Genomic DNA, 14,114 nt, shown 5'->3' with positions numbered 1-14,114 from the left:
GAAAAGTAGTAACCAAGTTAACTTAAAAAAACGTATTGCACATTATGAACTATCATTGTAAAATTATCCAAAAAATAACGGGCTGTATCTTATTTAGCATATTCTATGCTAACATATGCACTCTCAATGCGCAATCAGTACCTTATCAAACAGAAAACAACCTTAAATCTAATTATACTTCTTTTATCAATTATAATTTTAAGAAAAAAATACATCCAAAAGGAACTGGTAAGTCCTTTACCACTTTCGGAGATATTCTAGTATCAAGAGCTGTTTTACCAGCTGCTACTTTCTCTGAAGGCCCTACCTCGGGACAATACATCAGCCACGGTTTAATCAATCAACAGCCAGTTCCTTTTTATAATAAACAGCCTATACAAGGATTCTCTTCAATCTTAGACAATAAGGACAGAACATTTACAGTACTATCTGATAATGGCTTTGGAACCATAGAAAATTCAGCCGATTATCATCTTAGGCTATATACAATCAAACCTAACTTCAAAAATATTGTTGGTTGGGACAAAGGCACAATCGAAGTAATTGATTACATAGAATTGCGTGACCCCAAAAAACTAATTCCGTTTGCAATTACAAATCATTTTAGTGAGTCCAGAATTCTTACTGGAGCTGATTTTGATATAGAATCCATTCAAAGAGATAGTAATGGTGATTATTGGATTGGAGATGAATTTGGTCCCTTTATACTTCACTTTGACAAAAATGGAATATTAGTAGCACCTCCTTACTCACTTCCTGATTTTGATAATCCTCAAAAAGAACTTAGATCACCTCAAAATCCATATAGTGAAGAATCTAGTGCATTACGCATTATGAATGCAATGCGATCTCATGCCAAATCATATGGAAGCAAACCTCCCGTTATGTCACCTTGGTATGTAATGTTGGATGATAAAAATGAGAAGACCAAAGTAAATAGTAGAGAAAACCCTCCTACAGGGCTTACTCCTGCTTCTAGTGAATTGTTCAATGTATCCTCGTTGAATACTGCAGGACATCAAGTAGTTGTTTATACCGTAAATGATTTAGAAAACATGCAACTCCTGTTGGATATGAACGTACAAGGAATCATTTCTGATCGTCCTGACCTATTATTAAAAGCATTACAAAACCATGATAAAAATCAAGATGGACAACCTGATTATCTTGATGCAAATGGACTTATAGATATTACTTTATTTGATGCACAGGGACATCGAGGTGCCAGAAACTTGCGACCGGAAAATACATTACCTGCTATAGAAGCTGCACTAGACTATTTAATGCCAACTTTAGAAACCGATTGTGGCATTACTCTAGATGGAATTCCTGTTCTGGATCATGATCCACATATAGAAGCATCAAAGGCTAGAAAAGTAGATGGAACACCATATGAATATGAAGACGAAGTACTCATAAAAAACTTATCTCTTAATGAGATTCAAAATACATTTATTGCTGATAAAATACTAAGTGGTCGACCTATACAAACAAACAACCTCTCATTATCTCCTGTTGCAGTAGCATTTGCTAATCACCACAAATTTATAGATCCTTATATTATACCATCACTTCAACAGTTATTTGATTTTGTACAATTTTATGTTACATATTACAAAAACGGTACAGGGACATCTCATCCAGAAGCAATAAAACGCTGGAAAAATGCATCCAAAGTTCGTTTTAATATTGAAACCAAAATTAATCCCAGAACAGATACTGATGATCGAGGAGATATCTTTGCAAATAGAACGGTAAATCCTGAAACATTTACTAGAGCTGTAGCAGATGTAATTGTTTCTAATCATCTTACTGATCGAGCAGATATTCAAAGTTTTGATTTCAGAACCTTATTAATTACTCACAAATACTATCCCGATATACGAACTGTTTGCTTATTTGGTGATTTCCCAAAAGTTAGTCTACATGGTGATGGAACCAACTTACAAAATGAAAACGGAAAAAACACTCCTTGGTTAGGTGGACTGTATTGGCCATATAGACAAACTAAACTAGATACCCCTTTTAGAGTAAAACAAAGTGGTGGTTTTGAAGGAATGGCTATCACTCCCTCAAAAAACAAACTATTTCCTATATTAGAAAAGCCGTTATATAATAGCAAAAAAAATGATGTATTAATTCATGAATTTGATCTGGCTACCCACTCATACACAGGCAAAAGATATACCTACCCTTTACACGAAAAAACAGAGGCTATTGGAGATTTTATCATGTTTAATTCCAAGAGAGGACTTATTATTGAGCGTGATAACTCACAAGGTGATTTATCTGGTTTTAAAACAGTTTACGAAATAGAATTGGATAATAACAAAGAACTTATAGAAAAAAAACTCAATGTTGATTTACTAAAAATCAATGATATTCGTAGCATTTCTAAGCCTGGATTAAATGGTGATATAGGAATAGGTAAAAACTTTGCTTTTCCATTTGTAACTATAGAAAGTGTTGTTGTGTTTAATCCTTTTCTTATAGGAGTATTAAACGATAACAATTACCCTTTTAGCATTGGTCGCCATATAGGAGCTAAACTGCCTGATGATAATGAATTTATCTTGTTATGGTTAGATCAACCTTTAGGAAAACCCTGGTATCATCATAAAGATCTTGAAAAAAACAAGATTCAAAATCATATACAGGTATACCCAAACACATTTGATCATCAAGTGCATTTCTCTATTACTTCAGAAGAAAAAAGTAATATATCTATTATGCTTTATGACATATATGGTAATCAGATTAAAAAATTAACTACCCCTATCAAAAATGCAAAAGGCTATACATATATCTGGGATGGAGTCTCAAACAATGGAGCAAAAGTTACTTCTGGAATCTATATAGCTATTATTCAAATAGGCAGGAATTTCTTTAAAAAGAAAATAATAAAAAAATAAACAAGATTAGAAACTCTTTAATAAATAAAAACCAAGTTACAGATCTCAAAAATATAATCTAACCAACTTAATTTCAATCACTTAACTAGTAAAAAGCTGTCAATATTGACAGCTTTTTATTTTTTTAACCAATTAATTGAATCTTACAATTATAACAAATTCATATTCAAATCTTTAAAAAACAAAAACTGTAATCATAAAAAAATTAAACTTTTTACAACTCAAAAAAATCCATTTTTATATGTAACTTAGTATTAATAATTAATAAAACACAAACTCATTTTTATTATTATTAACATAACATAATCTTCTTTTATTCTATTAAAACAATTCTAATAAACCACAACTAAAGAGAATACTCTATGTCTCTTCAAAACCTTATTTTATGTATACTAATATTCAGTTACTTAAGCATACCTCTTTCTTCTCTATTATCAATGTTTTTTTGATTGCTATACTGTTTTCAAACTGCTCTGATAAAGAAGATATTAATCCTGAAAACCAACCAGACAGTCAACCAAACAACCAAAAAAACATCTTCTTTACAGATGATTTTGAAACTGGTGATCATTCAACATCTGAAAATGGTTTCAAATGGTCTGATAATAATGTTGCCATAGATAAAACACCAAATGGAACATCAGGGCTTAAATTTATATATGGACCAAATGATGTAAACAAAGATAGCTGGCAAGAACAGCGTTTTCATTTGGGAAATGATTATAGCGAATTATGGATAAAATATGACCTGTATATTCCTCAAAACTTTCATCATCGATCTCCCGTAAAAATTAAACTAGAAACATCAACTCCAGATGTACAAATAGGTGATACTCTTATAAAAGTAAAAAATGAATCAGGTAGTTACAGTATCCCTAATCAAGAAAACTGGGGAATCATAAAACATATATCTGCAGATACTCTGATGGTAGATCAATTACCTAGTTACTATACCTTTCTAGATACCAATGAATTCAAAAATAAAAGAACTGGAACTATTTCAAAAATTGCTAAAAATATTGGGTATAGCAATAACAATAAATTCCTAGTCTTGTGGCAAGGCGATTATGGTCATGCCTCATCAGGAAATACTATAAATCTTTCTACTTGGTATTCTTATCGTGGAAATTCACGTTTATCTTATAGTCCTGCAAAAGATCAAGGGACTTGGCAATTGGGACATCAATTTGGAGAAATAGACTTTTTTGATAAGGAAACAGATCTAGGGAAATGGATGGAAATTGTAATTCATACTAAAATTGCAAGTGATGCCAATAATGATGGAATATTAGAAGTATCTAAAAACGGAAAACAATTCTTTTCTATAACTGATCTTGCCAATCATTCACAATTAGGATATAATTATTTCCAATATGGATACCTCTTAGGATGGTCAAATTCTGGTTTTGATGAAGAAACTATTCTCTATATTGATAATGTTGAATTCTCAACAAATAAAACAACACCTTAAACCCAATTTATGCATTAGAACTTTGTTATGAAGCATGAAAGTACAATAATAAAAGGGTATTTTCTTAATTTGAGCATAGCACCACTACGGTTAAATTAAAAAATGTAGTATAACATACGTTTTTACAGAACTTGCAAGGTGTAATTGATATTCTAATGTATAAAGCCTGTTAAACCAATAAATAATTTAATTATAAACCTAAACCAATATTATGTATAAGTATATATTAAACAAAATCTCATCTATTTTGTTGATTCTTATAGTGGTTTCATGTTCTAGTTCTGATGAAAGTAATGATGAAACCCCAGACGCTATTCTGCCTTTTTTTACAGATGATTTTGAAACTGGGGATCACTCCAGTTCTGAAAACGGATTTAAATGGTCTAGTAACAATGTTACAATTGCCGATACGCCTAATAGTACCAAAGGGTTAAAGTATACTTATGGACCAAATACTATTAATGAGGATAGCTGGCAAGAACAGCGTTTCCATCTAGGAGGTGATTATGGTGACTTTTGGGTAAAATACGATCTATATATTCCTCAAAATTTTCATCATCGCTGCCCAGTAAAACTTAAAATAGAATCCTCTGACCCAGATGTACGTGTAGGAGATACTATTATAAAAGTAAAAAATGATACTGGTAGCTATAGCATTCCTAATCAAGAAAACTGGGGAGTTGTAAAACATATTGCCCAAGACACCATTATGGTAGACCAGTTACCAGATTACCTTACTTTTCTAGATGGTAATGAGTTTAAAAACAAAAGAAATGGCACTATTTCAAAAGTAGCCAAAAGACTTGGATATGGTAATAACAATAAATTCTTTTTGGTTTGGCAAGGAGATTATGGTTCTGATAAATCTGGTAATAGTATCAGTTTTGAGAACTGGTACAAAAATAGAGGAAACTCATGTCTATCATACTATCCAGCAAAAGATCATGGTGCCTGGAGAGCTGGACATACGATCTCTGAAAATTATATGATTGATAAAAAACATGATCTTGGTAAATGGATGGAAGTCATTTTTCATATAAAAGTTGCAAGTTCCTCAAATGATGATGGTATTATCCAAGTATGGAAAAACGGACAACAGTATTTAAATGTTACTGATTTGCCTAATTATTCAGAAATGGGCTTTAATTATTTTCAATACGGATACTTACTAGGGTGGTCAAATTCTGGTTTTGATGAAGAAACTATTCTCTATATTGATAATGTTGTTTTCTCTACAGGTAAAATAACCTCTTCTGTACAATAATCACACATGCTTATTTTTAAAATAAAACATATTAAAACAATGAATCCGTATAGACTTCAATTGGTTCAAATTATTCTTGTAGCATTAATAATTTCATCATGCTCAGAATCAGATAAAGAAGAAACCCCGATAGATCCTCCATCTGATCCACCAAAAGAAGAAAACTATTATTTTGATGACAACTTTGATACTTATGAAAATGGAATCTCCTTAAGCAGTCTCAAACCTTTTGATGCAGCAGGAAGAACCACTGTAAGTAATGAACAAAGTTATTCTGGTAACTATGCTGCAAAAATGGAAATCCATCAAGGAGATCAAGGAGGTTTTGGGCAATGGGGAGGAATTATACCTATTACCCCTTCAATCAAAAAAGGAGGAGAAATATGGGTGCGACTACGTGTTTACTGGCCATCATCGTTTATATTTAATGCTACTCCATACATGAAGTTTCTAAGATTACATAACAAATCTGGAAATGGCGAAAATGCAGGGTATAATGATTTATATGTAGACCAAGCTGATCAAACTACCACTGTTCTGCGTTGTATCAAAGAGTTCCATAATATATGGGAAACCTATGATGGTCATAAAATACCCCGAGATACCTGGGAGACATACGAAATGTATCTAGCTGTAGATAACAAAAGTGTTGATCAAGGAGGTAGTGCTAGAATGCGAATCTGGCGTGATGCAAAGTTAATCTTTGATAGAACCGATGCACCTACTATTACCGACGAAAATGGAGAGATTGATTACTTCTATTTGTTTACATATTGGAACAACGAAACCCCTCCTACAAATTATGTATATGTAGATGATCTTACTATCACCACTCATGATAATCCTCCTATAAACAAGGATATCAACGGAAATCCTTTTATTGGCAACTAAAAAAATAGAGAGTAATGAAAAAATCATTTTTTCTAGTATTGATTACACTTTGTATTACCGCATTTAGCTCTCTTTATTCGCAAAGCATATATGTAGCTACAAATGGATCTGACAATAATCCAGGTACATTTGTAGCTCCTTATGCTACCATTGCAAAAGCAGCTTTGCAAACAACACCTGGAGATACTGTTTTTATTCGAGAAGGTACATACACCCTTAATCAACAAATAATCCCAAAATCTGGAGCTACTAATAAACCAATAACGTACAGAGCTTATGAAAATGAGATTGTTATTATTGACGGAGGTGAAGGGCCTTGTTTCACGCTTCAGTTTAAAGAATATTTGGTATTTGAAAAACTAAAAATGACTACTTCTTCTACAAATGTTGGAGCTAGTATTATTTATATGGAAGCTAGCAATTACTGTACATTTCAGAACTGTGAATTTTATGGGATGCCACCTGAAAACGGTTCAGAAAACACAGCTGTAATTCGATGTATGGGTACAGAAAATGGGTATTCAAATAATTGTGTGTTTCAAAACAACTACTTTCATGATAACCTATCTCCTGCACTACGCTTATATGATACCAAAGGATGGGTTATCACTAATAATGAGTTTTATAAATGTAAACAAGCTATAGGAGGAAAAGACGACCCTAATGATATGCTTATCAAACAAAACCTTATCGTTAATTCCTCTGAGGCTGCCTTTTATTTTCCATTTCAAAATGGTGGAAAAAATGTTACTATTACAGAGAATATAGTAATCAATTCAAAAACAGCTTTTATAATTGGTGGATTGGGCACCAACAACAATATGAGAGAAGGTTTGAATGTCTATAACAATACTATATACAATTGTACAGGATTTATACAAGGTTGGGATGATCATTTTACCACCAATTTTAATTTCTGGAATAACATTGTATATTCTAACGTATCTGCTGATATAGGTACAGGAGCAGATATAGCGGCTCGTATACTAAATATGAACAGATGGAATGCTATTGCATCTATCAATACAGTCAATTATAATTTTGAATTCAATTGCCTTATGATACCAAATGAAGATAAGAGCATGTGGTTTCTTGCTGGTAACAATAATTATTTCTATGATATTACTGGTTGGAATACATTTATTGGGTTTGAGAATAACTCTATCTCCCAGAATCCTAAGTTTATCAATAGTACAGAAATGAATTTTCATCTTGCTACTGACAGTAAATGCATAGGAGCTGGTAAAAATGGTGAAGATATAGGGGCATACCCAAGGGGGAATGATGGCAGTGTAATTGGTATTACAAATGGAGCAATTACCCCAGTAGAAATACCTAATCCCCCTACTACTTCTGAAAAGGAAAATTATATAATCTATCCCAACCCATCACTAAATCAAAAAATAACAATAGATAATTTAAGTTCAAATATTACTACAATAAAAGTTTATGATCTAAAAGGGGTACTTATTTATAAAGTAACAGATATAGGTAAAAAACATATCATTGACAAAGAAGTGTTCAAAAGTGATGGCATATACATCATCAATATCACAGAAAAAAATGTTGCTATAAATCAGTTAATTATCGTTCACTAAAAATCTAATCAGTTAACAAAAATATAATGAAAAAAATAGCTTTAACTCTTACATTATCAATACTTTTTTTTGCATGTAAAAAAGACGATAGTGTACCAGAACAACCCAAATTAGATTATGAACCTTGGGAGATCATAAAGAATTTTGACAATGGAAAAATAGGAGAAAAAGCAGAAAGTCATCCTGATGCTTTTGATGGTGCTGCAGGACACTCTTTATATGATAATGAATTCACATATAAAGGAACAGGAGCTGCAAAATTACACATCAAAAAAGGGCAAGAAGGCTTTGGTTTGTGGGGAGGTATTCTCAATTTTCCTGAAAAAATAAAAAATGGGCAACATCTTTACCTAAGCATGGCAATTAGAATCCCTTCAGAATTTATAATTGCAACTCCTGGTAATGGAAGCTTAAAATTTCTTCGCTTTGCCTCTGAAACTGCAGAAGGAAAATCAAATGGATATATTGACCTACAAATTGTGGATGATCAAAAACAATCATTACCTATAGAAGAAAGCAAAGGACAATTCAGAATGCTTAGAGAACATCAAGCCAAATGGTTTTATTATGGCACTCCTGGTTTATTAACCAAAGATGAATGGCATAAAATTGATGTTTATGTAAAATTTGATAAAACTCTTGCTAGTGAAGGTGGAACATCTAAAATTATTTGGTGGTATGATGGACAAAAAATTCATGAAGAAAAAGCAATTAATACAATTTTACATGATGGTGATTATTTTCATTCATTTTACCTGTTTACCTATTGGAATGGTCTTGCTCCTCAAGATCAACATCTCTGGGTAGATGAAATAAAAATGTCTACTGGACATCCTGATTGGGCATTAGAAACTATTAACTAAAAAATGTAATAAGCCAATAAAAATGAAATACTTTTTAATTATAGTTAGTTTTTTATTGCTGATTTCCTGTAGTAAAGAAGAAATAGAAAAGCCCGTAGTTGAAATCGTTATTCCCAACGATGAAGCTCCTGCTTCTATTCCTAATTTTAAACAAAGAAACAAAACTGTTTCACCTGATGCCTTGGGAGGCGGTGATGGATCAGATGCTAACCCTTGGACATTAAATGAAGCTATGGAATTTGCACAAGCTGGAGACACTATCGGAATAAAAGCTGGTATTTATATTGGTCAAAATGATGCTACCAGCACACAATCTCGGTACAGTCCAGCTTTTACGCCAAAAAACGCTGGAACTAAAGATTCACCTATTGTTTTTGTAGCAGAAAATCAAGCAAGTAAAATAAGTGCTGAGTATACAGAAATACGCTCTGGAGCTACTGAAACTGGGACAGGTTGGCCTGCCTTTGGGTGCTATCAAAAAGACTATATCTATTGGGTAGGTATCTACACCAACGAAAATGTAAATGATAACAAAGGAGCTTCAGACTCTGCTCCTTGTACTATATGGTCTTCAAAAGGATGTGCTGTTATAGGATGTGTTATTTCTGGCGAGGATGTGAACTATATTGATAACCATTCTGCTATACGACTGGAAGATGCAACAGATTTAAAAATTTCTGACAATAAACTGAGTGGTTTTAACCAAAATCGTTTAAATAGTGTAAACCAAGCAGGAATTATTACCTATGATCTACAATTTTCTACCATAGAACACAATGATATTTTTGATTGCGGAGCTGCTATTCAACTAAAAGGATATGAACATTATGGAATAGATATTCGGTATAACACATTTCATGATAATGTTTTTTCTACAATTCGTGCACACGGGTTTACAGAAGGACCTCAAAACGAACGCTCCAGAATATATCAAAACGTTTTCTTTAATAATGCTCAAGAATTTGAATTTACTTCCTCTGGTACTATGAGAACACTAGCCGTTGAAGCCCTTGATATTTTTAACAATTCAATCTATACAGAAAATGGAACCGTTGGCTTTTCTTTTTTATGGATAACCGATAATATCGAACCACACACCAATAACCTATTTAATAATGTTATTTATGTAAAAGGGAAAAGAGCCTATTTCTATCAGGAATCTCCTAACAATTCTGCTGAAAATTTTGTAGCATATATCCAACCTGATTATAACTGCTATTACGGTAGTACTAGTTTTGGTGACGGGACTTCAACTAGCAATTGGGATCAAATCAATTTTGCAAATTGGCAATCTCTTACCCAAAAGGATCAAAATAGTATGGTTTCTGATCCTTTATTTACCAACGTCACTTATAATGGTTTAAAATTAAGCCCTGATTCTCCATGTTTAAACACTGGTATAGACAAAGGTATGTTATTAGGAAATAATACAGAAAATGCCATAAATATGGGGGCATATATAAGCAAAGATCAATCTGAATTGTTTGGTGTGAGATAAACATAATTTTATTCCTCACTTTGTTTTAGTAACATCCCTTATTTTAAATATTCTTAATACCTAAAAGGTGTAATTTTTATTTATAAAAATTACACCTTTTTTAATTGAATTAACTCAAGAACGTAATAACACCTCTATTCTTAATCACAAACAAAACACTGTCTATCAATTATTTAAAAAATAATTACATCTACATGCAACCTTTAGTTTTATGAATTGTCATTAACAATAGTAAAGCAAATAAAATTGTAATCATTTTTCTATCAAAAAACTAACAAAATCAAAAGTCAAAACAAATTACGTATGAATCAAAGTTTTAAATGTAAACATCTTAAAGAAAGGACACGATTACTTATCCTCTGTTGTTTTTCTTTACTGGTAATGAGTTCAAGTGTAATAGCTCAAGAAAACCATACAATAAGTGGTAAGATTACAGACATAAAAAACGGGGAAACACTTTTTGGAGCTTCTGTCTTTTTTAAAGGCACTTCTATTGGAGTAATTACTAACGAATATGGGTTTTATTCTATCTCTGCTCCAAAAGGAGACTACACTTTGACTGTTTCTTATGTAGGGTACACAGATATTAATCAAAAAGTAGTATTAGATCAAAATCAAAAAATAGATTTTGAAATTACTGAGTCATCTACTCAATTAGATGAAGTAATAATTAAAAGTGAAGAAACAGAAAGAGTAAGTCTAAGAAAACCAGAAATGAGTGTTTCTAAACTTAATATAAAAACTGTAAAACAAATGCCAGTGGTATTAGGAGAGGTAGATATTATAAAATCTATTCAAATGCTACCTGGTGTTACAAAAAATGGAGAAGGTACCAGTGGTTTTCATGTACGAGGTGGTGCCGCAGATCAAAACCTAGTTTTACTAGATGAAGCAATTATCTATAACACCTCTCACCTATTAGGGTTCTTTTCTGTTTTTAATGCAGATGCAATTAAGGATATCAAATTATATAAAGGAGGCATCCCAGCTCGTTTTGGGGGGAGAACATCTTCTGTACTAGATGTACGACAAAAAGACGGTAACAATAAACAGTTTGGCCTTACAGGAGGAATTGGTTTTATTTCTAGTCGATTAGCTGCAGAAGGGCCATTATTTAGTGATAAAGGCTCATTTCTTGTTGCTGGGAGAGGGTCTTATGCTCATTTATTATTAAAAGCATCTGGAGAAAAAAATACTGCTGGCTTTTATGACATAAACCTTAAAACAAACTATAGCTTGAATGAAAACAATAAACTTTACTTATCAGGATATTATGGTAGAGATACGTTTAACTTTGGAGATAGTTTCAGTACAAGTTATGGTAATGTATCTGGAAATTTGAGATGGAATCATATTTTTAATGATAAACTATTTTCTAATGCCTCTTTTATCTATAGTAAATATGACTATGACCTGGATATTATTATTGAAGAGTTTGAATGGGTTTCATCAATTAATAATTACAATGTGAAATACGATCTAAAATATTATGCCAGTGATAAATTCAAATTAGATTTTGGAGTAAGTGGTATCTATTATGATTTTGATCCAGGTCGAATAAAGCCAACCTCTAATAATTCATCAATAAACCCTCTAGCTCTTGATAGAAAAAAAGCTTTTGAAGGAGGTATATATGCCAATGCAGAACACAAAATCACAGATAAACTTACAGTACAATACGGGGTTAGGTATAGTGCTTTCAGCCGATTAGGAGGTCAAGCTATAGCGAACTATAGAAACGATCAGCCCGTTGTATACAATCCTACTTTAGGGATTTATGAAAGAGGTACTGAAATTGGTGAAACCAACTACAAAAAAAGTGAATCTATTGAAAATTTTGGAAATATAGAGCCTAGAGCCTCTTTGGCGTATCAATTAAATGATAAGTCATCAATAAAAATGGGATACTCTAGAGCCGCACAATACATTCATTTATTATCAAACACCACCTCTGTTACACCTCTTGATGTGTGGACTCCTAGTGGAAAATATATAAAACCTCAATTATCTGATCAATATGCGTTGGGATATTTTAGAAATTTTAAAGACAAAACGTATTCATTAGAATTAGAGGCATACTACAAAACGACAGATAACCGAATTGACTATATTGATGGTTCTGACCTGATCGGAAATAATGCAATAGAAACCGAAATTTTAAATGGTGAATCAAGGGCTTACGGTCTAGAATTCTTATTTCGTAAAAACAAAGGTAAATTTACAGGATGGCTTGCATATACCTTATCAAAATCAGAGCAAAGAACAGTTGATGCCAATGCAGGAGGGCCAGGGATTAATAATGGAGATTGGTACAACACTGCCTATGATAGAACTCATGATATCTCATTAACAGGTGCTTACCAACTAAATAAGAAATGGACTTTAAGTGCCAATGCTGTTTTTCAAACAGGAAGACCTGTAACCTATCCTAATGGCCAATATGAATATGAAGGGCTATCAATAGCTAGTTATTCTGACAGAAACTCTGATAGATTACCAGCCTATCACAGACTTGATATTTCTGCTACATACAGACCCAATAATAAACCTAATAGAAGATGGAAAGGAGAATGGGTTTTTGGTATTTATAATGTTTATAATCAAAAAAATGCGGCCGCCATATCATTTGGGCAGAATGCCGAAACAGGAGCTAATGAAGCTACTAGAACAGCTATTTTTGGGATAGTACCCTCAGTAATGTATAATTTTAAATTTTAAACAAAATGAACATCCATATAAAAATTATAATCATCTTATTGGCAGTAGTTTTTACTTCTTGTGAAGATGTAATAGATGTAGAGGTACAAACAGCTCCTGCAAGATTAACTATTGAAGCCTCATTAGATTGGGAAAAAGGAACTACAGGAAATAATCAAACTATAAAACTGAGTACCTCGACTCCTTATTTTGATAGAACGACAAATACCAATGTTTCTGGTGCTACTGTAAAAGTTACTAATGATACCAATGGTACAGAATTTATTTTTACAGATCAAAATAATGGTGAGTATACCACTACAGAATTTGTTCCTATCGTTAATCAATCTTATACGCTAGAAGTTATTTATAATAATGAAACTTATACTGCCAAAGAAACATTAATGCCAGTAGCAGACATCAAAGAAGTTAACCAGTCTACAGAGAATGGCTTTGATGATGAAGTTCTAGAGGTAAATGTAATATTTGATGATCCAAAAGAAGAAGGAAATAATTACCTCATTAAATTTAAAGAAAAAGGTGATCTATTGGCTGAATTTGAAGATTTTAATGATGAATTCGTAAACGGTAATGAAATTAGTTGGTATTTTGAAAAAGAAGACGATGATGATAATGATGATGATGATGACAATGATCAGTTTGCTCAGGGAGATGTTATAGATATAGATTTATATGGTATCTCTGAGGGGTATTACAACTATATAAGAATACTTATTGAGCAATCTGAGGGAGCTGGCCTATTTAGTGCTACACCCGTAGCGTTAAAAGGTAATTGTATTAATTTAAGTAATAAAGATAATTATGCACATGGGTATTTTAGATTAACTCAAGTAGAGCGAAGAACTTACACTTTTAAATAATTCAAAACATAAAAAAAAGAGATAGATAAGTGAGTTAAT

9 protein-coding genes are annotated in these 14,114 nt (G+C 32.3%); all 9 read left to right on the top strand.

Annotated elements, in window-relative coordinates:
• The first annotated feature begins 44 nt into the window (after positions 1–44).
• The 9 genes from DG508_RS05805 (at position 45) to DG508_RS05765 (ending at position 14,075) form a co-directional block, all read left to right on the top strand.
• The gene (locus DG508_RS05805) at positions 45–2,912 is read left to right on the top strand and encodes an esterase-like activity of phytase family protein (protein ID WP_108867229.1); all 2,868 of its coding nucleotides are present in this window, start codon (positions 45–47) and stop codon (positions 2,910–2,912) included.
• A gap of 385 nt (positions 2,913–3,297) precedes the next feature.
• On the top strand, positions 3,298–4,383 hold the full coding sequence (locus DG508_RS05800; protein ID WP_108867228.1) for a hypothetical protein: 1,086 nt from the start codon (positions 3,298–3,300) through the stop codon (positions 4,381–4,383).
• A gap of 211 nt (positions 4,384–4,594) precedes the next feature.
• Complete coding sequence (locus DG508_RS05795; protein ID WP_108867227.1) at positions 4,595–5,647, top strand: heparin lyase I family protein; 1,053 nt, start codon at positions 4,595–4,597, stop codon at positions 5,645–5,647.
• A gap of 39 nt (positions 5,648–5,686) precedes the next feature.
• Complete coding sequence (locus DG508_RS05790) at positions 5,687–6,538, top strand: hypothetical protein (protein ID WP_108867226.1); 852 nt, start codon at positions 5,687–5,689, stop codon at positions 6,536–6,538.
• Between the two features lie 14 nt (positions 6,539–6,552).
• Positions 6,553–8,136, top strand: a complete 1,584-nt coding sequence (locus DG508_RS05785) for a right-handed parallel beta-helix repeat-containing protein (RefSeq protein WP_108867225.1) — start codon at positions 6,553–6,555, stop codon at positions 8,134–8,136.
• 26 nt (positions 8,137–8,162) lie between these two features.
• Positions 8,163–8,999 carry a hypothetical protein gene (locus DG508_RS05780; protein ID WP_108867224.1) on the top strand — a complete coding sequence of 279 codons (837 nt, stop codon included), beginning with the start codon at positions 8,163–8,165 and terminating at the stop codon, positions 8,997–8,999.
• A 22-nt stretch (positions 9,000–9,021) separates the two neighbouring features.
• A complete protein-coding gene (locus DG508_RS05775) occupies positions 9,022–10,497 on the top strand; it encodes a right-handed parallel beta-helix repeat-containing protein (RefSeq protein ID WP_108867223.1) in 1,476 nt (491 codons plus the stop codon).
• 303 nt (positions 10,498–10,800) lie between these two features.
• Complete coding sequence (locus DG508_RS05770; RefSeq protein WP_108867222.1) at positions 10,801–13,215, top strand: TonB-dependent receptor; 2,415 nt, start codon at positions 10,801–10,803, stop codon at positions 13,213–13,215.
• Positions 13,216–13,220: 5 nt separating this feature from the next.
• On the top strand, positions 13,221–14,075 hold the full coding sequence (locus tag DG508_RS05765) for a DUF4249 family protein (protein WP_108867221.1): 855 nt from the start codon (positions 13,221–13,223) through the stop codon (positions 14,073–14,075).
• The last annotated feature ends 39 nt before the right edge of the window (positions 14,076–14,114 follow it).

The organism is Aquimarina aquimarini, from assembly GCF_900299535.1.
Lineage (GTDB): Bacteria > Bacteroidota > Bacteroidia > Flavobacteriales > Flavobacteriaceae > Aquimarina > Aquimarina aquimarini.
This window is presented reverse-complemented; position numbering and strand designations above follow the sequence as displayed.